The organism is Brevibacillus gelatini, assembly GCF_003710935.1.
Taxonomy (GTDB): domain Bacteria; phylum Bacillota; class Bacilli; order Brevibacillales; family Brevibacillaceae; genus Brevibacillus; species Brevibacillus gelatini.
Map to the genome: position 1 here is coordinate 204,718 of NZ_RHHS01000017.1, position 22,655 is coordinate 227,372.

General features: G+C 54.8%; 21 protein-coding genes and 1 pseudogene. 20 read left to right on the forward strand and 2 right to left on the reverse strand.

Features of this window, described 5'->3' with window-relative positions; translation table 11 throughout:
* The first annotated feature begins 5 nt into the window (after positions 1-5).
* The 4 genes from steA to EDM57_RS07485 are packed head-to-tail and all read left to right on the forward strand — an operon-like array spanning position 6 to position 3,272.
* Positions 6-1,172 carry a putative cytokinetic ring protein SteA gene (gene steA / locus EDM57_RS07470; protein WP_122904130.1) on the forward strand — a complete coding sequence of 389 codons (1,167 nt, stop codon included), beginning with the start codon at positions 6-8 and terminating at the stop codon, positions 1,170-1,172.
* Between the two features lie 9 nt (positions 1,173-1,181).
* Positions 1,182-1,739 carry a copper transporter gene (locus EDM57_RS07475; protein WP_122904131.1) on the forward strand — a complete coding sequence of 186 codons (558 nt, stop codon included), beginning with the start codon at positions 1,182-1,184 and terminating at the stop codon, positions 1,737-1,739.
* Positions 1,726-2,418, forward strand: coding sequence for a glycosyltransferase family 2 protein (locus EDM57_RS07480; RefSeq protein WP_122904132.1), 693 nt, complete (start codon positions 1,726-1,728; stop codon positions 2,416-2,418). The genes EDM57_RS07475 and EDM57_RS07480 overlap by 14 nt, the downstream gene beginning before the upstream one ends.
* Positions 2,400-3,272 (forward strand): UbiA prenyltransferase family protein, encoded by an 873-nt coding sequence (locus EDM57_RS07485; protein ID WP_122904133.1) that lies wholly within the window; start codon positions 2,400-2,402, stop codon positions 3,270-3,272. Before EDM57_RS07480 ends, EDM57_RS07485 begins: the two co-directional genes overlap by 19 nt.
* 37 nt (positions 3,273-3,309) lie before the next feature.
* Here EDM57_RS07485 and EDM57_RS07490 read toward each other — a convergent pair whose 3' ends face one another.
* On the reverse strand, positions 3,310-3,570 hold the full coding sequence (locus EDM57_RS07490) for a DUF2627 domain-containing protein (RefSeq protein ID WP_122904134.1): 261 nt from the start codon (positions 3,568-3,570) through the stop codon (positions 3,310-3,312).
* Positions 3,571-3,741: 171 nt separating this feature from the next.
* On the opposite strand from EDM57_RS07490, the gene EDM57_RS07495 reads away from it, so the two are divergent.
* The 10 genes from EDM57_RS07495 to EDM57_RS07540 all read left to right on the forward strand — a co-directional run bounded on the left by EDM57_RS07495 (position 3,742) and on the right by EDM57_RS07540 (position 17,893).
* Positions 3,742-5,817 (forward strand): sigma 54-interacting transcriptional regulator, encoded by a 2,076-nt coding sequence (locus tag EDM57_RS07495; RefSeq protein ID WP_122904135.1) that lies wholly within the window; start codon positions 3,742-3,744, stop codon positions 5,815-5,817.
* 208 nt (positions 5,818-6,025) lie between these two features.
* Positions 6,026-7,117, forward strand: coding sequence for a Glu/Leu/Phe/Val dehydrogenase dimerization domain-containing protein (locus EDM57_RS07500; RefSeq protein ID WP_122904136.1), 1,092 nt, complete (start codon positions 6,026-6,028; stop codon positions 7,115-7,117).
* Between the two features lie 199 nt (positions 7,118-7,316).
* Positions 7,317-8,738, forward strand: a complete 1,422-nt coding sequence (gene lpdA / locus EDM57_RS07505) for a dihydrolipoyl dehydrogenase (protein ID WP_122904137.1) — start codon at positions 7,317-7,319, stop codon at positions 8,736-8,738.
* Between the two features lie 16 nt (positions 8,739-8,754).
* Positions 8,755-9,747 (forward strand): thiamine pyrophosphate-dependent dehydrogenase E1 component subunit alpha, encoded by a 993-nt coding sequence (locus EDM57_RS07510; RefSeq protein WP_122904138.1) that lies wholly within the window; start codon positions 8,755-8,757, stop codon positions 9,745-9,747.
* Between the two features lie 14 nt (positions 9,748-9,761).
* Positions 9,762-10,745, forward strand: coding sequence for an alpha-ketoacid dehydrogenase subunit beta (locus tag EDM57_RS07515; protein WP_122904139.1), 984 nt, complete (start codon positions 9,762-9,764; stop codon positions 10,743-10,745).
* Positions 10,746-10,766: 21 nt separating this feature from the next.
* A complete protein-coding gene (locus tag EDM57_RS07520) occupies positions 10,767-12,113 on the forward strand; it encodes a dihydrolipoamide acetyltransferase family protein (protein WP_122904140.1) in 1,347 nt (448 codons plus the stop codon).
* Positions 12,114-12,390: 277 nt separating this feature from the next.
* The gene (locus EDM57_RS07525; protein WP_122904141.1) at positions 12,391-14,538 is read left to right on the forward strand and encodes a copper amine oxidase N-terminal domain-containing protein; all 2,148 of its coding nucleotides are present in this window, start codon (positions 12,391-12,393) and stop codon (positions 14,536-14,538) included.
* 391 nt (positions 14,539-14,929) lie between these two features.
* The gene (gene mce, locus EDM57_RS07530) at positions 14,930-15,343 is read left to right on the forward strand and encodes a methylmalonyl-CoA epimerase (protein ID WP_122904142.1); all 414 of its coding nucleotides are present in this window, start codon (positions 14,930-14,932) and stop codon (positions 15,341-15,343) included.
* Positions 15,344-15,444: 101 nt separating this feature from the next.
* A complete protein-coding gene (locus EDM57_RS07535) occupies positions 15,445-16,569 on the forward strand; it encodes a M20/M25/M40 family metallo-hydrolase (RefSeq protein WP_122904143.1) in 1,125 nt (374 codons plus the stop codon).
* Positions 16,570-16,687: 118 nt separating this feature from the next.
* Complete coding sequence (locus EDM57_RS07540) at positions 16,688-17,893, forward strand: DUF3866 family protein (protein ID WP_122904144.1); 1,206 nt, start codon at positions 16,688-16,690, stop codon at positions 17,891-17,893.
* A 10-nt stretch (positions 17,894-17,903) separates the two neighbouring features.
* Here the strand turns inward: EDM57_RS07540 and EDM57_RS24035 are convergent.
* Positions 17,904-17,948: pseudogene (locus EDM57_RS24035) on the reverse strand (hypothetical protein); the annotation flags it as partial.
* 105 nt (positions 17,949-18,053) lie between these two features.
* Between EDM57_RS24035 and EDM57_RS07550 the strand changes: the two are divergent.
* From EDM57_RS07550 to xerD, 6 genes are all read left to right on the forward strand, one after another.
* Positions 18,054-18,617, forward strand: coding sequence for an NUDIX domain-containing protein (locus EDM57_RS07550; RefSeq protein ID WP_122904146.1), 564 nt, complete (start codon positions 18,054-18,056; stop codon positions 18,615-18,617).
* Positions 18,617-19,795, forward strand: coding sequence for an endonuclease Q family protein (locus EDM57_RS07555; protein ID WP_122904147.1), 1,179 nt, complete (start codon positions 18,617-18,619; stop codon positions 19,793-19,795). Before EDM57_RS07550 ends, EDM57_RS07555 begins: the two co-directional genes overlap by 1 nt.
* A 57-nt stretch (positions 19,796-19,852) precedes the next feature.
* The gene (gene spoIIM / locus EDM57_RS07560; protein WP_122904148.1) at positions 19,853-20,488 is read left to right on the forward strand and encodes a stage II sporulation protein M; all 636 of its coding nucleotides are present in this window, start codon (positions 19,853-19,855) and stop codon (positions 20,486-20,488) included.
* A gap of 94 nt (positions 20,489-20,582) precedes the next feature.
* A complete protein-coding gene (gene fur, locus EDM57_RS07565) occupies positions 20,583-21,047 on the forward strand; it encodes a ferric iron uptake transcriptional regulator (protein WP_122904149.1) in 465 nt (154 codons plus the stop codon).
* A gap of 253 nt (positions 21,048-21,300) precedes the next feature.
* Positions 21,301-21,540 (forward strand): DUF4227 family protein, encoded by a 240-nt coding sequence (locus tag EDM57_RS07570; protein ID WP_122904150.1) that lies wholly within the window; start codon positions 21,301-21,303, stop codon positions 21,538-21,540.
* Between the two features lie 88 nt (positions 21,541-21,628).
* Positions 21,629-22,516 (forward strand): site-specific tyrosine recombinase XerD, encoded by an 888-nt coding sequence (gene xerD / locus EDM57_RS07575; protein ID WP_122904151.1) that lies wholly within the window; start codon positions 21,629-21,631, stop codon positions 22,514-22,516.
* The last annotated feature ends 139 nt before the right edge of the window (positions 22,517-22,655 follow it).

Consider the following 22,655-nt stretch of genomic DNA (forward strand, 5'->3'; position numbering starts at 1 on the left):
AAAAGATGGGCAAGCGAAAACGTCTCGATTTTCTTACCTATACGGGAGTGATTGCTGCTGACCGCAAAACGAAGCAGCTTTGCAAACGGCTCCACCCCCACCATATCGCCATCATCGATCATCCGGATGTGGATGAGATGGCGGCCCGGTCCTTACTGGAAGCGGGGGCAAAGGTGGTTGTGAACCTGTCCCCTTTCATGACCGGGCAGTATCCGGCTGAAGGTGCGCGGCTCCTGCTGAAAGCGGGCGTCGCTTTGTACGAGGCAGCCTCTCCTTTGGCTGAACCGTCCGCAATAGATGCGTGGAACGGGCAGTTTGCCGCCGTCCGGGATGACAGCCTGTACCTGAAACGAAATGCACAATGGGAGCTTGCCCTGACGCTTGTGCCCGTATCGCTGGAGGCGATTCTCGAAAAGTGGGCCGAAGCACAAAGCAGGCTGGATGAGACGCTCTCCCTATTCATTGATAACACGCTCATGTACGCCAATAAAGAAAAAGACTTGTTTTTAAAGCCACTCTATCCCATGCCGCTGCGCACCAGACTGGAAAAACGGCATGTTGTCGTCGTCGTCCGCGGCAAGCATTACAAGGAAGATTTGCAGACGCTTTCCTCCTACATACGCGAATGCCAACCCGTGCTCATCGGAGTCGACGGGGGAGCAGACGCTCTTTTGCAGGCGGGGTACAAGCCTGACCTCATCGTCGGGGACATGGACAGCATCTCGGACAGGGCGCTGAAGTGCGGGGCGGAAATCGTCGTTCACGCCTTTGTCGACGGGACTGCTCCCGGAAAAGCCAGAGTCGAGCAGCTAGGGGTGGCTCATCACGTCCTGCCTGCGCCCGGCACGAGCGAAGATGTGGCCATGCTGCTTGCCTATGAGAAAAAAGCCGAGCTGATCGTGACAATCGGCGCCCATACGAACATGATTGACTTTCTGGAAAAGGGGCGCAAAGGGATGGCCAGTACGTTGCTGGTCCGCACGAAGATCGGGCCCAGACTGATTGATGCCAAAGGAGTCAGCCAGCTCTATCAGCCGACTGGCTCCTGGAAGCTGTGGGGCTGGTGCATGGCGGCGATGCTGTTGCCTGTCACGGCCGCGCTGATGATTCATCCAATTGCCCGTTACGCGGCGCAAATGCTCTGGACGCAATGGCGGACCTGGGCTTTTTAAGGAGGCGCTATGATTTCGTTTCGTTATCATCTGATTACGTTGGCGGCCGTATTTGTGGCGCTCGGCGTCGGCATCCTGCTGGGCGGGACGGTGGGCCATCCGTGGTTTTCCAAAGGAGCACAGGAAATTTTGGCGAAAATGGAGGCCAAATATGACCGGGCGCTGAAAAGCAACCACGATTTGAAAAAGCAAATCAATCGGCTGCTTCAGGAAGTGGAGCAGAGCAATCAGGAAGTCGTCCATATGATGGCGATGCGCTACGGCAATGACCTCGCAGGAAAAAAGGTGTACGTCTGGCAGGATGCAGACAAGGAAGCGAAGCAAATTACCCGCCTGATGCACGCCGTGGGCATCCATGTCATCCGGTACGAAGGGGGCGGAACCTGGGAGGACGGCTTGCTGCTTGTGGTCGCGGGCCAGCCGCCGCTATGGCTGGAACAACGGGCGGACGCAGGAAAATGGCTTTGGATCGAGCAGGAGCCGGATTCGTTGGCCAAGCAGTGGGCCTTGCTGGAAAAGGTGCAGCAAGAAATGACAGAAATGAGGGTCGGGCGTGAAAAAAGTTAGCGTCATCATTCCTGCCTACAATGAAGCGGACGCGATCGGAGCGACGCTGCGGGCGATTCGGGAACGCCTTTTTTGCCACGAGCTGATTGTCGTCGACGATGGCAGCGAGGATGCGACCGCTCATTTGGCAAAAGACTGGGCTGATCTCGTCATTCGCTTGCCGCGCAACCGGGGCAAAGGAGCTGCCGTCCAGATCGGCTGGCAGCGTTCGAGCGGGGATGTGGTCATGCTGCTCGACGGCGATTTGCGCGAGAGTGCGGGGGAAGCCGGGCATCTGCTTGCGCCTGTGCTTGCGGATGCGTGTGATATGGCAATCGCGATCCTGCCACCGCCTAAGCAAAAAGCCGGAATGGGGTTGGCAAAAGGGCTGGCCAAGCGAGGGATCAAGTGGCTGACAGGCTTTGAAGCCCGCGCGCCTTTGTCCGGCCAGAGGGCGATTCGCCGCGATCTCTTGCAAAAGCTGGGAAAAATAGACAGGGGCTTCGGCATTGAGGTGGGGCTTACCGTAGATGCCCTGCGTGCTGGCTACCGCATCCGGGAGGTGCCCGTGCCGTTTTTGCATCGGGAAACGGGCAATGACTGGCGAGGCTATTCGCATCGCGGCAAGGAGTTTGTCGCCATTGGCCGGACATTGTGTACCAAGTGGTGGGAGGGTAAGCCGTGGATACGCACACCATAATACAGGCCCTGCTCATTGCGCTCGGTTTGCCACTCGTCCTGCAGCGTCCCCTGTTTTGCTTCTGCTCACGACTGATCGCCAAAAAAGGCATGAGCCGCCCCAATTATCGCGGCGAGCAGGTGCTGACGGCAGGCGGGCTGGTGCTTGTCGCGAGCATGGCCGTGACGGTGCTTGTTGAGCTGCTTCTGCTTGCACGGGCGAACGCTCCCCGTGAGCTGCTCCAGCACGGCCTGCTGCTTGTCTGTGGAATGGCGGCGATGGCTTGCTGGGGATGGATGGACGACAAGGCTGGGGACGCGATGACAAAAGGGTTTCGCGGCCACTTTGCCGCGCTGTTGCGCGAGGGGCGCGTGACGAGCGGGATGTGCAAGCTGTTTGGCGGGGGGATGACGGCTGTCGGCGTATCGCTGTTCGTATCCGTTGGCTTCTGGCCGTGGCTGGTCGCCTGCGGCTTGCTGGCGCTATCCCCGAACATCCTGAACCTGTTTGACTTAAGACCAGGCCGCGCGATCAAGGTGTTTTGGCTGCTCATCTCGCTTGCTGCCGCGCTCAGCGCTTTTGGGGCGAAAGCCGGGCAGTCGCTTGCTGTCTGGCTGTTTCTTTTGCCGCTTCTCGTCGCCACTGTGCTGTTTTTTCCACATGACGCAGGCGGCCGGATCATGCTCGGGGATACCGGGGCCAATACGCTTGGCTTTGCCATTGGCTATACATACGTGACGGTCGCGCCGATTTCGTGGCAAGCCGCCATCCTGTGCGGATTCGTCGCCATTCAGGTTGCAGCGGAGTTCGTGTCCTTTTCCCAGATCATCGAAAAAAAAGCGTGGCTCAGAAGGCTGGACGAGTGGGGGAGATGAGGGCAAACAAAAACAGGCAGATGTCCACCTGCCTGTTCTACTCGTCTTCTTCCGGCTCTCGAATCATGAAGCGGGGTTGTACCCGATTTTTTTTTCGGTCGTGATGCAAAATGAACCCGGCAATAAACAAGACCGGGATGGCGAAAGCAAGTATGCCGAGAACGAGCTTTCCCCACAGAAAGCCGACATCGGGCGCCATCGAGTAAAAAAAGGCGTCGCGAATCAGCTTGATTCCGTACATGGCAATCGCAGCCGGAATGACCATGATTAAGAGCGCAATGATTTTTTGAACGACCACTGGTGGTTCACACCTCTCTCTCATCCTTCCATCATATCGGATGCCAGGTTGCTTGTCCACCGTCCATCCCCTGCACACGAGCGAGCGCACGTTTGGGAAGAGAGCCTGTCCTTCAACAGTTTGTTGCAGTACAATGGTTACGAGTAAGATGAAAAGTGAGGGGTCTGGCGCATGCACAAGCTTCTAATCGTAGGTGCTGGACGAGGCGGAACGGCCCTGCTGCGGACGCTGAACCAGATGGACAGGCTGAAAATTGTCGCCGTGGTCGATCGCAGGCCAGACGCGCCCGGGATCGAGCTGGCAAGGTCGCTTGGAATCAAGGTCGCCACGGATTATCGTCCTTTTTTGGACGATGAGCTGGACGTGATTTTGGAAGCGACAGGGGACATGAAAGTATACGAGCAGCTGCGGCAGTTGAAGCGGGACAAGACAGTGCTCATTCCCGGCACCTTTACGCGCATTGTCATGCGGCTCATCCGCGAGCGTGACAAGCTGATTGCGGCGATGATGCAAAATCAGCGCGAGCGCGAAACGATGCTCGACTCCACGCACGATGCCATCATCGGAGTCAATCGGCAAGGTATCATCACGCTGTTCAACAAAGCGGCCGAGCGCCTGATGGGCATCGAGGCAAGCGAAGTGCTGAATACAAAAGTAGCTGAGTGTATCCCCAACACCAGACTGCATATTGTACTGGAAACAGGCTGTCCTGAACTGAACCAGGAGCAGATTTTGCCGAACCAGACGCGAATCATCACCAACCGCGTCCCCGTGCGCAACGACAAGGGGGAAGTTGTGGGGGCAGTGGCGATCTTCCGCGACATTACCGAGGTGATGGCGCTGGCAGAAGAAGTGACCAATCTCAAGGAATTGCAGAGCATGCTGCAAGCGATCATCCAATCTTCGGACGAAGCGATTTCCGTCGTCGACCAAAACGGCATCGGTCTTTTAATCAACCCCGCGTACACGAGACTGACAGGGTTTACGCCAGACGATATTATCGGCAAGCCAGCGACGGTCGACATTTCCGAAGGCGACAGCATGCACATGCAGGTGTTGAAAACGAAGCGTCCGGTCAGGGGTGTCCCGATGAAGCTCGGGCCCAAGCGCAAGGACGTGGTTGTAAACGTGGCTCCGGTCGTCGTCGACGGCGAACTGAAAGGAAGCGTCGGGGTCATTCACGACGTCTCCGAGTTCAAGCGGCTGACGGAAGAGCTGGAAAAAGCAAGACGCATCATCCGCACGCTGGAGGCGAAGTACAGCTTCGCGGATATTATCGGCAACAGCGAGCAGATGAAAAGCGCTATCGAGCAGGCGAAAATAGCGGCGCTGACGCCAGCCACCGTGCTGCTTCGCGGCGAGTCCGGCACGGGAAAGGAGCTGTTTGCGCACGCGATTCACAACGCCAGCGAGCGCAAGTACAACCAGTTTATCCGGGTCAACTGCGCGGCGATTTCCGAAAGCCTCCTGGAAAGCGAACTGTTTGGCTACGAGGAAGGCGCCTTTACGGGAGCGCGCAGAGGGGGCAAACGCGGTCTGTTCGAGGAAGCGAGCGGAGGCACCATATTTTTGGATGAAATCGGTGAGCTGTCGATGGGGATGCAGGTCATGCTTTTGCGCGTGCTGCAGGAACGGGAGGTCGTCCGCGTCGGAGGGACGAAGCCGATCAACATCGACGTTCGCGTCATTGCCGCTACCCACGTAAATCTGGAGGCGGCGATTGGCGAGGGGCGTTTTCGCGAAGACCTGTACTACCGCCTTCACGTCGTGCCTATCCACATTCCTCCGCTCCGCCAGCGGCTGGAAGACATTGAGCCGATCGCGATGTACCTGCTGCGCAAGGCGAATCTGGAATACGGCAGAAACGTCGAGGAGCTGCACGAAGATACCTTGAAAATGCTTTTGTCTTACCATTGGCCGGGCAATGTGCGCGAGCTGGAAAACGTCCTTGGCCGGGCGATGATCCACATGCGCATCAACGAACGCACCATCATGCCCGAGCACCTGCCTCCTTTGGAACGAAAAATCAGCATGAGCCAAAAGGAAGCAGAAACAGTGGCCGGCCCCACGGGGAAAACATTGAAGCAAGCGATGGAGGAAGCGGAACGTCAACATATTATGCGGGAGCTGGCTGCGGCCAAAGGCAATCGGACCTTGGCGGCCAAGCGGCTGGGAATCGCGATCCGCAGTCTGTATTACAAGATGGAAAAATTGGGAATCATGGATGAGCAGGGAGATCAGAATTGAATGTGCAAATTTTTGCATGCAAATATCTGCGCGTCCGTGCAAAAAAATGCACACTTAATGAATGGAGAATTCATCCAGTCTGCCGTAAATAAAGCGCTTTCAAAAACCGATGGCGTTGGCATGGCTTTTGCATAATCTGCTTGGCGGGAAATTCTCCACACGGAGCCCACTGTTTACCCAGAAGAATGATACTAGGGAGGTTTCTTCATTGAACATCTTTGACTACATGCAAAAGTACGATTATGAGCAACTGGTATTTTGCCAGGACGAAAATTCCGGTTTGAAAGCAATCATTTGCATTCATGATACGACACTTGGACCAGCGTTGGGTGGCACGCGCATGTGGCCGTACCAAACAGAAGAAGAAGCGATCATCGACGTACTGCGCCTCGGTCGCGGCATGACCTACAAAAACGCGGCAGCAGGGCTCAACATCGGTGGCGGTAAAGCCGTTATCATCGGCGATCCGCGCAAGCACAAGAGCGAAGAGCTGTTCCGCGCGTTTGGCCGTTACATTCAAGGACTGAATGGCCGCTACATCACAGCAGAGGATGTAGGTACGACCGTTGCGGACATGGATATGATCCACCTGGAGACAGACTATGTGACTGGCGTTTCTCCTGCATTCGGCTCCAGCGGCAACCCGTCTCCTGTAACAGCGTACGGCGTGTACCGCGGCATGAAGGCAGCGGCGAAGCTCGCTTTCGGCTCTGACTCTCTCTCCGGCCGTGTCGTTGCCGTACAAGGCGTTGGAAACGTAGCCTACAACCTGTGCCGCCATCTGCATGAGGAAGGCGCTCACCTGATCGTTACCGACATTAATGAAGAAAACGTAAACCGCGCTGTCAACGATTTCGGAGCAAAAGCGGTTGGCGTCAACGAAATTTTCGGCGTAGAGTGCGACATCTTCTCTCCTTGCGCGCTGGGTGCGATCATCAACGACGACACCATTCCGCTTCTGAAAGCAAAAGTAATCGCGGGTGCTGCCAACAACCAGCTGAAAGAAGAGCGTCACGGCGACCTCATCCACGAAATGGGCCTGATCTACGCACCAGACTACGTCATCAACGCGGGCGGCGTTATCAACGTGGCTGACGAACTGCAAGGCTACAACCGCGAGCGCGCCCTGAAAAAAGTAGAAACCATCTACGACACAATCCTGAAAGTGTACGAAATTGCCGAGCGCGATGGCGTGCCATCCTACAAGGCAGCAGACCGCATGGCCGAAGAACGCATTGCCAGAGTGAGCAAATCCCGCAATACGTTCCTGAAAAACGGCAAAACGGTCTACGATCGCTAAGCGTTATTGATAAACCAGTCATTCCCCTGCCCCCACACTGTCCCGACCATTTGGCGGTCAGGGGGTACATATCCTTTTTTCTTAGAATATTCTTATTCTCTAAAAAACGTAGGCAAGCGTTCCGAAACATCAGCAGCCAGCTTATTCGACTGTCTTCGCCCGTGCGTGAAGACGCTTCGCATGAAAGGAGAGATCAAGCATGTCCCAAGAATTTGATCTGGTCGTTCTCGGTGGCGGTACCGGCGGCTATGTAGCAGCAATCCGCGCTTCCCAACTGGGAATGAATGTCGCCATTGTTGAAAAAGAAAAGCTGGGCGGCACATGCCTGCACCGCGGCTGCATCCCGTCCAAGGCGCTACTGCGCAGTGCAGAAGTGTTTGCGACCTTGAAGGAAGCAGACAAGTACGGTATTTCTGCAGGCGATGTCGGCTATGACTTCAGCAAAATCCAGGATCGCAAGCAGGGAATTATCGACCAGCTTCACAAAGGCATTCAGTATTTGATGAAAAAAGGCAAAATCACCGTCTTTGAAGGCTTCGGGCGCGTGATGGGTCCGTCCATCTTTTCCCCGCAGGCTGGCGCTGTCCGCATCGAAAAAGAAAACGGCGATCAGGAAATCATCGTGCCGCGCTTTTTGCTGCTTGCGACCGGTTCCCGTCCGCGCACGCTTCCGGGCCTTACCATCGACGGGTCTTACGTCGTGACAAGCGACGAAGCTTTGCAATGGGAAAAGCTGCCTGAATCTGTCGTAATCGTCGGCGGCGGAGTCATCGGCGTCGAGTGGGCGTCCATGCTCAACGATTTTGGCGTAGAAGTCACAATTGTCGAGTACGCAGATCGCATTTTGCCGTTTGAAGACGAAGAAGTGAGCAAGGAACTGGCACGCCTGCTGAAAAAACGCAAAGTCAACATCGTCACAGGCGCGAAGGTATTGCCGGAGACGCTGGAAAAAGGCGAAGGCAAAGTCGTTATCTCGGCTGAGACGAAAAATGGCGTCGACACCTTTACAGCAGAAAAAATTCTCGTGTCGGTAGGGCGCCAGGCCAATGTGGAGAACCTCGGGCTGGAAGCAACCGAAGTCAAGGTTGAGCGCGGAGTCATCGTCGTCAACGAACATTTCCAGACAGCGGAACCGCATATATATGCCATTGGCGATGTGATTGGCGGCTTGCAGCTCGCGCACGTCGCATCCCACGAAGGAATTTTGGCAGTCGAACACATGGCTGGCCTGAATCCGCATGCGCTCGATTACACGAAGGTACCGAAATGCACGTACAGCCGTCCGGAAGTGGCGAACGTCGGCTTGACGGAAAAAGAGGCGCGCGAGCAGGGCTTTGAAGTGAAGGTAGGCAAGTTCAGCTTCAAGGCATTGGGCAAAGCGGTGATCCACGGCGAAAATGACGGCTTTGTCAAGCTGGTCGTCGATGCGAAAACAAACGACCTGTTAGGCGTACACATGATTGGCACGCATGTGACCGATATGATTTCCGAGGCGGGTCTTGCCCGGGTGCTGGATGCCACACCGTGGGAGATTGGACAGACCATCCACCCGCATCCTTCGCTCTCGGAGGCAATCATGGAAGCGGCCCTGGCCGTAGATGGAAAAGCGATTCACAATTAGCAGGGAGGTATCCACGATGACAACCAAACGGCATGAACAAGTTGGTTTGACTGATGCACAAGTCCTGGATATGTACTATTACATGCTGCTTGCGCGGAAAATTGACGAGCGCCAGTGGCTTTTGAATCGAGCGGGCAAAGTGCCGTTCGTCATTTCTTGCCAGGGACAGGAGGCGGCTCAGGTAGGAGCGGCTTTCGCCCTGGAGAAAGACAGAGATTTTTTGTGCCCGTACTACCGTGACCTGGGACTGGTGCTCGTATTCGGCCAGACGGCGCGTGACTGCATGCTCTCTGCTTTTGCCAAGGCAGAAGATCCGAACAGCGGCGGACGTCAGATGCCGGGACACTTCGGCGGCAAAAAATACAATATCCTGACAGGCTCCAGCCCGGTAACGACACAGGTTCCGCACGCAGTCGGGATGGCGTTGGCAGGCAAAATGCAAAACAAAGACTTTGTCGTATATGCCTCCTTCGGGGAAGGTTCCAGCAACCAGGGGGATTTCCACGAGGGTGCCAACTTCGCGGGCGTCCACAAGCTCCCGGTGATCTTTTTCTGTGAAAACAACAAATACGCGATCTCCGTTCCGCTGAAAAAGCAGCTCGCTTGCGAAAGCGTAGCAGACCGTGCGATTGGCTACGGGTTCCCTGGCGTCAGCGTAGACGGCAACGATCCGATCGAAGTGTACCGCGTCATGAAGGAAGCCGTGGACCGCGCTCGCCGCGGCGAAGGACCGACATTGATCGAAGCGGTGATGTATCGTCTGGTTCCACACTCCAGCGACGATGACGACCGTGTGTATCGTACGCGCGAAGAGGTGGAAGAGGCGAAGAAAAAAGATCCGCTGATCGTTTTTGCCGCCTATTTGCGCGAAGTCGGCTTGCTCGATGAAAATACAGAAGCGGATATGCTGGCCCGTGTGCAGCTCGAAGTTGACGAGGCGACCGAGTACGCGGAAAACGCTCCGTATCCGACACCTGAATCGACATTGACACACGTCTACGGGAACTAAGGGGGGATCTTTTCATGGCAGTCATTTCGTTTATTGATGCGATTACGATGGCGATGCGCGAAGAGATGCGTCGCGATCCGAATGTGTTTGTTCTTGGGGAAGACGTAGGGGTGCGCGGCGGCGTGTTCCGTGCGACCAACGGATTGATTGAAGAGTTCGGCGAGGCGCGCGTGATTGATACACCGCTCGCAGAATCCGCGATTGTCGGCGTAGGGATCGGGGCGGCGGCTTACGGCATGCGTCCGATTGCCGAAATCCAGTTTGCCGACTTCATCATGCCGGCTGTGAACCAGATTGTCAGCGAAGCAGCGAAAATGCGCTATCGCTCCAACAACGACTGGAATTGCCCGATCACGATTCGCGCTCCTTTTGGCGGCGGCGTGCACGGCGCTCTCTACCACTCGCAGTCGGTTGAGGCGATGTTCACCAACGTTCCTGGCTTGAAGGTCGTGGCCCCTTCCACGCCATACGATGCAAAAGGTCTGCTCAAGGCTGCCATCCGTGATGATGATCCGGTGCTGTTTTTCGAGCACAAGCGCTGCTATCGTCTCATCAAGGGCGAAGTGCCGGAGCATGACTACGTGCTGCCAATCGGCAAAGCGGATGTGAAGCGCGAGGGCACAGACATTACCGTCATTTCCTACGGCCTTACCCTGCATTTCTGCCTGCAGGCAGCGGAGAAGCTCGCGCAGGAGGGCATCAGCGCACACGTTCTCGACTTGCGCACCCTGTATCCGCTGGACAAGGAAGCGATTATCGAAGCGGCGTCCAAGACCGGAAAAGTGTTGATCGTGCATGAAGACAACAAAGAAGGCGGCGTCGGCGGAGAGGTAGCGGCGATCATTGCCGAGCACTGCCTGTTCGATCTGGATGCGCCGATCAAGCGTCTGTGCGGACCGGATGTACCGGCGATGCCGTACAGCCCGCCGATGGAGAAATTTTTCATGCTCAACCCGGAAAAAGTATTGGAAGCAATGCGCGAGTTGGCCAACTTTTAGAGGCGAGGAGGACCAAAGATCATGGCAACGAAAGTACTTATGCCCCAGCTCGGTGAGAGTGTAACCGAAGGGACCATCAGCAAATGGTTGGTCAATGTTGGCGACACCGTCAAAAAATACGATCCGTTGGCGGAAGTGACGACTGACAAGGTGAATGCGGAGGTTCCTTCCACCGTATCCGGCCGAGTCACGGAGATCGTCGTTCCCGAAGGAGAAACGGTAGCAGTCGGGACATTGATCCTATATATAGAAGAAAGTGGTGCAGCGGGCGGATCAGCAAGCCCGGCACAAGCAGATGCACCCGTCTCAGCTCCAGCGGCGACACAGGCGAGCACCGCAGCAACTGCCCAAGCCGCAGCACCAGCTGTACAATCTGCACCGCCAGCCCGGCAAGCGGCCGGAAACGATGGAGCGAAGCAACGCTATTCGCCTGCCGTCGTGATGCTCTCGCAGCAGCATGGCATTGATTTGTCCCGCGTCGTGGGCACGGGAGCAGGCGGCCGGATTACGCGCAAAGACGTGCAAGCGATCATTGACGCAGGCGGCCAAAAGCCGGCTGAACAAGTGGCCGAAGCACAAGCACCTGCGGCAGCTCCGGCTCCGACAGCAGCGCCAGCGCAAACAGCGCCTGCTGCGACGCCAGCGCCTTCCGTCGACATCCCGGTTGCGACTGGCGATCAGGTTGTTCCGGTCACGCCAATCCGTCGGACAATCGCCAACCGGATGGTGCAAAGCAAGCACGAAGCGCCGCATGCCTGGACGATGATCGAGGTGGATGTGACCAATCTGGTCAACTTCCGCAACCAGGTAAAAGCCGAGTTCGCGAAAAAAGAGGGGCTGAACCTCACCTTCCTGCCGTTCTTTATCAAGGCGGTTGTCGAAGCGCTGAAAGAATATCCGATGATTAACTCAACATGGGCGAACGACAAAATCATCGTGAAAAAAGAAATCAACATTTCCATTGCGGTTGCAACAGATGACGCGCTTTTCGTTCCGGTCATCAAGGACGCCGACCAGAAGTCGATCCTCGGCATTGCCAAGGCTGTCGACGATCTGGCTGCGCGCACACGCGCCGGCAAGCTGACGATGGACGACATGACGGGCGGTACGTTTACTGTCAACAACACCGGCTCGTTTGGCTCCGTTTTGTCGCAGCCGATCATCAATTCGCCGCAAGCGGCTATTCTCAGCGTGGAATCCATTGTGAAGCGTCCGGTCGTCATCAACGACATGATCGCCGTTCGCTCCATGGTAAACCTGTGCATGTCTCTCGATCACCGCGTGCTCGATGGGCTGATTTGCGGACGCTTCCTGCAAAGCGTGAAGCAAAAGCTGGAGAGCATCGGCCCGGATACGAAGCTGTACTGATGGGTGCCAAAAAGTGAGCAACACCAACCAGGTCGAATCCGGCCTGGTTTTTTCACTTATGGCCGTCAAAAGCATGGTCATCAGTCAGCAAAAAAATTTTCCTGTGAACGCATTTTGCCTGTAACTTTTTCGTGGGTGAATGCGTCTTAGCAATAGTAGCCAAGGAGTCTCTGAATCTTCCATAGAAGAGATTCCCTCCAGATATCATTTATGGTAGACTGGTAGCGACCTGCTAGAGAATGATTTCCAGATTACGGGTAATTATGGGAGGAAAAACATGAAGAAGAGTAAAAAAGCACTGCCAATAGTGCTGGCATCAGCGCTGGCCGCTACACCTTTTGTCGCTGTACCGCAAGAGGCTCACGCATTGAAAAAATTGTCCGTGAAGCCGGACGACAATGGGGCTGACAAGGAAAGCTCTTACGACATCAGCTTTACGCTGGAAGAGGATCTGAGCAAGGGAGATACCATCACGATTGAGTTCGATTCCGATTATACGGTGAGCAAAAGTATCAGCAAGAGCGATATAGATGCTAGCTTCGATGTGAAAAGCGTCAAGGTAAGCGGCAAAAAAGTCATTATTACCTTGGACGAAGATCTCGATGATGGCGATAAGGTTACGATTACGATTGAAGACGGCATTACAAACCCGGATGACAAGGGAACTTATGACGTAGCTGTATCAACCAGCAGCGAGGATGAAGAAGTCGCTGACGTCTCGATCAAAAGCAGCTCCAGCAGCTCCAGCTCCAGCAAAAAAGACTACTCCGTCTCGCTCAGCAGCAAGCAAGCAGGTGCGGAGACAAGCGTCAAGCTGGGCAAAATCTCGCTGAAAGGCAGCGACGAGCTGGAAACCAACGAGTACATCACTGTCATTTTCCCGGATGAAGACATGCTTCCTTCGAAAATCGACGCAAGCGATGTCAAGTTGAACGGCTACTCTGTGAAAACGGTCAACGTAAAAGACGACGAGGTGGAAATCAAGGTCCCAAGCTCCGTTAGCGGAGATAATTTCATCACCCTCGAATTCAGCAAGTCTGCTGGCATCGAAAACCCGAGCGCTGGCAGCAAGTACACGTACAAAGTCAAATACGATGGTGTTACATACGAATCGGAACAGTTCGAAATCACCGGTTCGAGCAGCAGCACCAGCACATCGACCAACAGCTTTACGGTCAACCTGTCCGATCCGTCTGCGGGAGCGCGCTCCAGCTACACATTTGACGCTGACTTCGGCAGCAAACAGTTGAAAGCAGACGAAGACATCGTTCTGGAGTTCCCGTCCGCAGACATGGTTCCAGGCATTTTGTCCGCATCTGATTTTACGCTGAACGGAAAAACGGCGAAACGCGTAAGTGCTGCCGGCAACAAAGTGTACATTACGGCTCCGTCCAACTTCTCTGCCAGTAGCGAAGTAAAAGTGGTCGTTTCCTTCTCGGCCTGGATCACGAACCCGAAAACAGCAGGCAGCTACACGCTGAAGGCGACAGCTGCTGGCAAGACTTTGGAGTCCAAGGCGTTTACAATTGGCGGATCTGTTGTCAATCCGACGCCGACTCAGCCGCAAACACCTGCGACGACACCAGCACCGAGCAACACGGTGAACAACAGCACCGCTACCATTGCCCTGACGTCGACAGCAGTTGGCAAACCGACAGGTATCAATGTAGCGATCAAAGGTCTGGGTGTAGGACTCGTGAAGCAGCGCGATTTCATTGAGCTGGTGTTCCCTGCGGGATACAAGGTTCCGGCTTATATCGCTCCGGCAAACGTAACCGTCAACGGCGTAGCAGCCAACTATGTAGCGGTGCGCGGCCAAAACGTCCTGGTTTACCCATCGCAGGACATTCCGGCAGCAACAGCGGCAAACATCAGCATCAATGCTGCTGCCAACATTGTGAACCCTGCTGTGAAAAACACATACAGCATCAGCGTCTATACTTCGGAAGAAAAAGGACTGCTGTTTGCGCGGGCAGTAGGCGTGGGCATGCCAGCTCCGGCTCAACCGGCTCCGCAGCCGACAACACAGCCGCAGCAGCCGGCAGTGACTGTGCCGACGAATGCAGCGCTGTTCAAGGTGAATACAGCAAACTTTACCCTGCACGGCAAAACCTACCCATTGCAAGTAGCGCCTTACATCGCGAACGGCAATACGACAATGGTACCAGCGCAATTCTTCAAGGAAGCGCTCGCTTTGACCACCCAATGGAATAACTCGACTGTAGCGATTATCAGCGGAACAAAAGTCATGAAGTTCACCGTTGGCTCCAACAAAGCGAAAGTGGGCACTCAGGAAATCACCTTGCCTGCTGCTGTCGCCCTGAAAAATGGCATGCCGATGATCCCGGTTCGCACCGTAACCGACAACCTTGGCTACAAAGTAGGCTGGGATGCGAAGACGTCCAGCGTATTCGTTTACAAGTAAAAAGGTCGGCAGTGAATGGAAAACCCCCTGCACAGCATGACGGCTGCGGCAGGGGGTTTTTGCCTGAAAAAATAGCAAACGCGCTTTTTTGGTACCTGCAACATACTTACATATAATAAAAAAACGTCGGCACAATGAGAGAGAGAATCAGCAAACCGATCAGGATTTTCGCAAACAGCGACTGAAATTTCATGCTGGAAAAACCTCCTTTCCAATCGGGAAATGACCAAATGAGAGGAAAATATCGGGTGAATTCGATTCCAGCTATGCTAGAATGAAAAGGGAGTTAAGCTTGAATATGTTCAGTCAGTCATGCATCAATGTGTGACCTCAACAGGATTGTACCGAAATGTAGCCAAAGAGACAACCATTTGCGAAAAGGATGATGGATGTGAGCGCACCAAACAAGATTGCCCATATCGGGATTGCAGTGAAAAGCCTGGAGCAGTCGCTTCCTTTTTACACGGAGCAGCTCGGCTTGAGATTGGTCGGGACGGAGAAAGTCGAAAGTGAGCAGGTCAACGTAGCGTTTTTGGCGATTGGGGAAAGCCGGATCGAATTGTTGGAACCGCTTTCTGCTGATAGCCCGATCGCCAAGTTCATCGAAAAGCGGGGGGAAGGCGTGCACCACATTGCCTTCGATGTCGATGACGTGGCCAGCCGCTTGCAGCAGTTGAAGGAGCAAGGAGTAGCGCTCATTCACGAAACGCCGAAAGACGGGGCGCATGGGGCATTGATCGGATTTTTGCATCCGAAGGCGGCAGGCGGCGTTTTGTATGAGCTGTGCCAGTATCCGAAAGCATAAAAGAATGGAAAGCGATTTCGTGGTAGAAAAAATTTTTTTGATGTATACTTAAACCTGTGAATATGTACCAAAATCGGGCAAGTCATTGGGAGGTAACGAGTGTGAGTGCGATCAACGAAGAGCGTTTGCTAAACGAATTTCTGGAGCTTGTACAGATTGACAGCGAAACGAAAAACGAGGCAGCAATCAACAAGGTGCTGAAACAAAAGCTGATCGAGATGGGCTTTACGGTGGAAGAGGATGACGCGGCGGCCAAGACCGGCCATGGCGCGAACAATCTGATTGCGACCCTGGAAGGCACAGGAAAAGGCCCGACGATTTTGTTCAGCAGCCATATGGATACCGTCGTGCCTGGCAACGGCATCAAGCCGCAAATCCGCGATGGCTACGTCTATTCCGATGGCACTACCATTCTTGGAGCGGATGACAAGGCGGGGATTGCGGCTATTTTCGAAGGCATTCGCACGATGAAGGAACAAAACTTGCCTCACCCAACCATTCAGGTGGTTCTGACAGTCGGGGAAGAATCTGGTCTGGTCGGTTCCCGCGCTTTGGACGCAAGCCTGCTGAAAGCCGAGATGGGCTTCATTCTCGACTCGGAAGGCCCTGTTGGCAAAATTACCGTAGCAGGTGCGGGGCAGTACCGAATTGTGACCAAAATCCATGGGAAAGCCGCTCACGCTGGCGTTAATCCAGAGGATGGAATCAGCGCGATTACAGTTGCCAGCAAGGCCATTTCCCGCATGCCGCTGGGACGCATTGACGAGGATACCACCGCGAATATCGGACGCTTCGAAGGCGGCAAAGCGTACAACATCGTTACCGATTACGTGGAAGTCTGGTCCGAAGCGCGCAGTCTCGTGATGGACAAGCTGGAAGCGCAAGTGAAGAAAATGACCACAGCGTTCGAGGAAGCGGCAGCGGAGATGGGCGCTACGTGCGAGAATGACGTCATTTTCATGTATCACGGCTACAAATTCAATGAAGAAACGCCAGTCGTGAAAAAAGCGATCGCAGCCGTCAAGCGCATTGACCGCAATCCGGAGCTGGTTGCAAGCGGCGGCGGCAGCGACGGCAACGTGTTCAACGGCTACAACATCCCGTGCGTGAACTTCGCCATCGGCTACGAGGAAATTCATACGAAAAACGAGCGCATGCCAATCGCTGAGCTGAACAAGGCGGCCGAGCTGGTACTCGCCATTATCGCAGAAGTAGGGGAACAATAGAAACAAAGCTGGCGGAATCCCGATGAGGGTTCCGCTTTTTGCTTTTTTTCGCCGGGATGATTGGGACAAACGTTGTCTGTCATAGACTGTAGGAAGGAGCGGGACGAGGGGGAGAAGCATGCTGCATCTGGTGACAGGTACGGTCATTCGTATAGAGGAAAAGCGCGCGGGAATGCAACTGCTGGAGGTCGAGCTGGCAGATGGGGCTTTGGGCCCGCAGAAGGCGCTTTCGTTTTCCCGGGAGGAGTACCGCATTGGCGATACACTTCTGCTCAACACGACGGCGCTCCGTCTGCAACTCGGGACGGGCGGGTATCACCTCGTCGTCGGCAAGGCAGACGAACACACAGGTCGAGACGTCATGCCGAGCAAATGGGGGCATATTATGAAAATGCGCTATTCGCCCTGGCAGCTCGCCGTGGACGCCGTAGAAGAACAGGCCAGCCCTTTTCACGACCTGTTTCGGCAGCCGGACCTGTCGCTGGACGGTGCGCCCGTGCTCATCGGAGAGCTGCACAGCCTGCTGCCGCCGGCCATCCTTGCGTTAAAAGAAAACGACCCCAGGCTGCGGCTGGTCTATGTCATGCCCGACGCGGCTTCGCTGCCGATTGCCCTTAGCCGTCATGTCCAGGAGTTGACGCGCACGGGCAGCTTGTCTGCGACGATTACGACAGGACATGCGTGGGGCGGCGATCGCGAGGCGGTGACGATCCATAGCGGCTTGCTGGCTGCGCGCCATGTGGAGCGGGCAGATGTCATTGTCTGCATGCTCGGACCAGGTGTCGCTGGGACGGGCACTTCCTACGGTTTTTCCGGAGTCCAGCTGGCAGAAGTGATTCACGCCGTAACGGCACTGGGAGGAACGCCGTTTTTTGTTCCACGAATCAGCTTTGCCGACCAGCGCAGCCGTCATTACGGCATCAGCCACCATACGACTGCGATTCTCGGCCGCTTTGCCCTCTGCCCCGTGCTGGTGGCAATGCCGCGCCTTGGCGACGAACGCGATGCCATCATCGAAGAGCAGCTCGTGAGCATTACAGAAAGCCGGGCAGGGCACACGCTTGTTTTTGGGCAGGCGCCGTCTGTCTCGCGCCTGGATGCGCTGGAAAAAGGCTACGGCTTGCCCTTTACGACGATGGGCAGAAGCTGGCGGGAGGACCCGGTTCCGTTTCAGACAGCGGTTTTGGCCGCCGATCTTTTGTGGAAAAGCCTTTCGTATCCAGGTACGGCGCAGATGTCTAGCGGCGAGTCGCGTTTGTCCGCTTCGTCAAATACGCTTGCAGCGTTAGCTCTTTATTTGACCACGAACGGAGAGCGGCCTTGATCTCCCATGCTTTTCCGACCATCCGCAGGTGCTTTTCGCTGACATAGGTTTTCATTCACAATCTCCTCCGATACAATGAGTGTGGACAGGCTTCATGCTCCCAACTTATGGAGCTGGGATTCGATTTAGAACGATCAAGCTGAAAAAAAGGATGATGAATGTGAGCAAGCAAGACCACTTGTACGAAAAAACGATTGCCAGCCAGCCGATCTACCAAGGGCGGATTATCAGTCTGAAGGTTGACGAGGTGCTTTTGCCAAACGGACGTACAGCGAAGCGGGAGATCGTCAATCATCCCGGAGCGGTTGCCGTCATGGCGCTGACAGATGACAACAAGCTGGTGGCGGTGCGTCAATTCCGCAAGCCGCTGGAGCAAACGATTGTGGAGATTCCTGCGGGCAAGCTGGAGCCGGGAGAAGAGCCATTGACCTGCGCCATGCGTGAGCTGGAGGAAGAGACTGGCTATGTGGCGAGCCACTTTGAGCCGCTCAGCTCGTTTTACACTTCGCCAGGCTTCGCTGACGAGATACTGCATGTGTTTGTGGCGACTGGTTTGCAAAAAGGCGAGAGCAAGCCGGACGAGGATGAATTTGTCGATACGCTTGAGCTGACGCTGGAAGAGGCGCATGCCCTGCATCGAAGCGGGGAGATTCGCGATGCGAAAACCGTAGTGGCGCTGTTTGCCTGGGAGAACATGCTGCTTCGAAAGCAGTTGAAGCGGTAATGCAGACTTATTTTTGCGACATGCACATTCATATCGGCGGCACGTGGACAGGCAAGCCCGTGAAAATTACAGCATCGCGCCAGATGACCCTGACGAAAATTTTGGAGGAAGCTTCGGAAAAAAAGGGGCTGGATGTGATCGGGATTATCGACGCGCATTCGCCGGAGGTGCAGGATGAGCTGCTGTCGCTTTTGGAGTCCGGTGTGGCGTCAGAGCATCCCGACGGCGGAATTTTATACAAAGGGACGATGCTGATTCTCGGCTGTGAGCTGGAGATCAAGGAGCCGGGACGGGGAGAGGCTCACTTCCTCGTCTACCTGCCCAAGCTTGCTGACATGCAGCAATGGACCCGCTGGCTTTCTGCGCGCTGCAAAAATGTCCAGCTCAGCTCCCAGCGCGTGGCGGCTCGACTCGGCGAGCTTCAGGATGCGGTGGAACAGATGGGCGGCTTCCTCATTCCGGCGCACATTTTCACGCCGCACAAGGGGCTGTACGGCAGTTGTACCGACCGTTTGGCAGATGTGCTTGATCCGACCCGCATCTACGCTGTAGAGCTTGGGCTGAGCGCGAACACAGAGATGGCGGATCGGCTGTCCGAGCTGCACGACAAAACGTTTCTCACCAATTCCGATGCGCACTCACTCGGCAAGATTGGCCGCGAGTATCAAAGCATTGTGATGGAACAGCGCTCTTTTGCCGAGTGGGTCAAGGCGATTCGCCGCGAGGGCGGCAGAGGGGTAACGGTGAATTACGGGCTGCATCCGCAGCTGGGCAAATACCACCAGTCAGCTTGCCAGGGCTGCCAGTCGCTTTTGCCTGCAAACGCGGAGGGAAGATGCCCGGAGTGCGGATACAAACGGATCGTGCGCGGCGTGGCTGCGCGCATTGACGAGCTGGCAGACTGTAAAGCTGGCGAGCATCCGGCTTTTCGTCCGCCGTATATCGAGCAGTTTCCGCTGGAATTCATTCCGGGCGTCGGGCCGAAGCTGCTGGCCAAGCTGTATCACGCCTTTGGCACGCAAATGAATGTCGTGCACCGAGCGACAGAGGAAGAACTGGCACAAGTCGTCGGCGAAAAAATTGCCAAGCTGATCGTCGCAGGCAGAGCAGGTACTTTGCACGTGCAAAAAGGCGGCGCGGGAACTTACGGAAAGGTGATCTTGCCCGAAATGTCATAGCGCTCACCTCCGGCGCATAAGCTGTACAGTAATCAGCGAAGCGGGAGGGGACGAACCGTGCGTTCACGAGTCGGACAAACTATCCAATCCTATATGAGAGAACATCAGTCGCTCTATTGGTTCACGATTGTCCTTTTTACCATGGGGATTATTTTCGGTGCCGTGCTCGTCAACTCGCTGCCACTTTCGCAAAAGCAGGAGCTGTACGGTTTTCTGCAATATTTTTTTAACAGCCTGAGCACGAGCGGCATCCCGGAAACAAGCGCCCATTTTCAGCAGGCGTTCGGACACTATGCGAAGACGGTTGCGATCATGTGGGTATTGGGGTTGTCGATCATCGGCCTGCCGATGCTTTTGCTCATGCTGTTTCTCAAGGGAGTCGTTGTCGGGTTTACCGTCGGCTTTCTGGTCAGCCAGTTGCAGTGGAAAGGCGTAACGTTCGCCATGCTGGGCGTGCTTCCGCAAAATTTGCTGGTCGTTCCGGCTCTGTTCATCATCGGCGTGAGCGGCATTTCTTTTTCCCTCCGGCTGATCCAGACCCGGCTGTTGAGCAGGCGCGATGTGATTGCGCCGCATTTTATGGGCTATACGGTGCTGGTCATTTCCATGCTGGGGGTGCTGACGCTGGCCGCCTTGTTTGAAACATTTGTGTCGCCGAAGCTGATGCAGCTCGTCCTCCAATCGGCTAATTAAGAATAATTATCAGGTAAGAACTCATGTATTTGACTTACCCGACGCCCCTCTACTATAATAGGAACAGGTTTCATGCGAGCGGGGAGGGGCATTAATGTTGGAAGAAAAATTAGAGAAAATCAAGCAACAGTTGCATTCACAAAACTACAAGCTGACACCACAGCGTGAAGCCACTGTTCGCGTCTTGCTGGAAAATGAAGAAGACCACTTGAGTGCGGAAGATGTTTATTTGCTGGTAAAAGAGAAAGCACCGGAAATCGGGCTTGCAACCGTATACAGAACGCTTGAGCTTTTGAGCGACTTGAAAATCCTTCATAAAATGAACTTTGGCGATGGCGTTGCCAGATACGACCTGCGCGATGACAACGCAGCGTATCACCACCATCACCTGATTTGCCTCAACTGCGGCACTGTGGACGAAATTTTTGAAGACTTGCTTGTCAGCGCGGAAGAAAAAGTCAAGACTGTTTACAACTTTGCCATTACCGACCACCGCCTTACCTTTTACGGAATTTGCAGCCGCTGCATTGACAAAGTGAACGTGGAGGACTTCAAATAAGCCAACTTCTCTGGGAACGGAGAAGTTTTTTCTTTGCTCTTTTCGTGCATTTGTAATGGCAGGCGTTTTCCTGTGGCATCCTAAAACAGTACAATTGCCTGGACGAGACCAGCGACCGGACTGCGGGGCTGTGGCTCTCTCGTTGCCGTGGCCGTACACGCCGCCGGACGAGCTGTGCCGAGGGAGCTTTCGCTGTGGGGCGGCATGGGCGAAGAGACAAGTGCATACATATGAAGAGCAGGGAGGTGGATGGATGGGTTTCCCGTATCGCCGGATGATGGAGGCGCTTCGCTTTTTGCTGTTGCTTGTGACGTGTTCATTGCTCTCTTACGGAATCATCACCTTGCTTGCGGAAAAATTGTTGCCTGCCGACCCTTACCCCGAGCCGCACGGGAATGCGGTGAAAGTCGTGAAAATCATCAATTCCTCGCAAACGCAGGACCTGGACGGCTATCTGGCACGCCTACAGCTTTTTTATTTGACAGGCGAGTAACTACACTTTTTTGTCTAGGGGCAGCAGGAGATTTTTACTCGATGTGGAAAGCAATACAGGATACTTATCACCTGAAGGGGACAGCTTCATGGACAGTCTGATTGATCTATTTATCCATTTCCTTGCTGTGGAAAAAGGGCTATCGCGCAACACCCTGGAATCGTATCAGCGGGACATGGTCGCCTATACCTCGTATTTGCAAGAGCAGGGCGTGACCCGGATCGAGGATTCATCGCGGACGCACATCATCGGCTACTTGCTCGTGCTGCGGGAAAAGGGACGGGCAACGTCGACGCTTTCGCGCAATATGGCATCGATTCGCGCTTTTTACCAGTTTCTCGTGCGGGACAAAATCATTGACAAAGATCCTTCGATCCACCTGGAGACACCCAAATTGGAGAAGCGCCTGCCAAAAGTGCTCTCGGTCGACGAAGTGGAGCGGCTTTTGGACAGCCCTCCTGTCAATCACCCGGCCGGGCTGCGGGATAAAGCGATGCTGGAGCTGTTGTATGCGACAGGCATCCGCGTCTCTGAGCTGGTCAATCTGGACAAAGCAGACGTCAATCTGGATATGGGCTTTGTCAAATGCATGGGAAAAGGCTCCAAGGAACGGATTATTCCCCTTGGCTCCGTTGCCATTGAGATGGTCCGGCACTATTTGCAGGCAGGACGTCCCAAGCTGGTGAAAGGGACTGGCGATTCGGCTCTGTTTCTCAATCATTTGGGCAAGCAGATCACGCGTCAGGGCTTTTGGAAAATTATCAAGCGCTACGCCGCGAAAGCCAACATCCAGGCAGAGATTACGCCCCATACCTTGCGCCATTCCTTTGCTACCCACCTTTTGGAAAACGGGGCGGATTTGCGCTCGGTACAGGAGATGCTCGGGCATGCGGATATTTCCACGACGCAAATCTACACGCATGTAACCCGGACGAGGATCAAGGACGTTTATGCCAAAACGCATCCGCGAGCGTAAGGGGGATGCGGGTTGGGATACGATGAAGCCCCCCCTGCCAACGCTGGAAAAAAGACAGACAGATGACTCCGCCCGAGTCTGAGGCGGAGCAAGCTTATCTCCATCAGGTCAGACGTCTGACGACCTGACTTGCAACTTT

What these genes read in the sequence shown, in the direction of transcription:
- lpdA (WP_122904137.1), top strand. Translation starts at nt 7,317, where the DNA reads ATGTCCCAAGAATTTGATCTGGTCGTTCTCGGTGGCGGTACCGGCGGC.
- EDM57_RS07495 (WP_122904135.1), top strand. Translation starts at nt 3,742, where the DNA reads ATGCACAAGCTTCTAATCGTAGGTGCTGGACGAGGCGGAACGGCCCTG.
- EDM57_RS07475 (WP_122904131.1), top strand. Translation starts at nt 1,182, where the DNA reads ATGATTTCGTTTCGTTATCATCTGATTACGTTGGCGGCCGTATTTGTG.
- EDM57_RS07555 (WP_122904147.1), top strand. Translation starts at nt 18,617, where the DNA reads ATGCAGACTTATTTTTGCGACATGCACATTCATATCGGCGGCACGTGG.
- steA (WP_122904130.1), top strand. Translation starts at nt 6, where the DNA reads ATGGGCAAGCGAAAACGTCTCGATTTTCTTACCTATACGGGAGTGATT.
- EDM57_RS07520 (WP_122904140.1), top strand. Translation starts at nt 10,767, where the DNA reads ATGGCAACGAAAGTACTTATGCCCCAGCTCGGTGAGAGTGTAACCGAA.
- EDM57_RS07515 (WP_122904139.1), top strand. Translation starts at nt 9,762, where the DNA reads ATGGCAGTCATTTCGTTTATTGATGCGATTACGATGGCGATGCGCGAA.
- EDM57_RS07525 (WP_122904141.1), top strand. Translation starts at nt 12,391, where the DNA reads ATGAAGAAGAGTAAAAAAGCACTGCCAATAGTGCTGGCATCAGCGCTG.
- EDM57_RS07570 (WP_122904150.1), top strand. Translation starts at nt 21,301, where the DNA reads ATGGGTTTCCCGTATCGCCGGATGATGGAGGCGCTTCGCTTTTTGCTG.
- xerD (WP_122904151.1), top strand. Translation starts at nt 21,629, where the DNA reads ATGGACAGTCTGATTGATCTATTTATCCATTTCCTTGCTGTGGAAAAA.
- fur (WP_122904149.1), top strand. Translation starts at nt 20,583, where the DNA reads ATGTTGGAAGAAAAATTAGAGAAAATCAAGCAACAGTTGCATTCACAA.
- EDM57_RS07510 (WP_122904138.1), top strand. Translation starts at nt 8,755, where the DNA reads ATGACAACCAAACGGCATGAACAAGTTGGTTTGACTGATGCACAAGTC.
- EDM57_RS07540 (WP_122904144.1), top strand. Translation starts at nt 16,688, where the DNA reads ATGCTGCATCTGGTGACAGGTACGGTCATTCGTATAGAGGAAAAGCGC.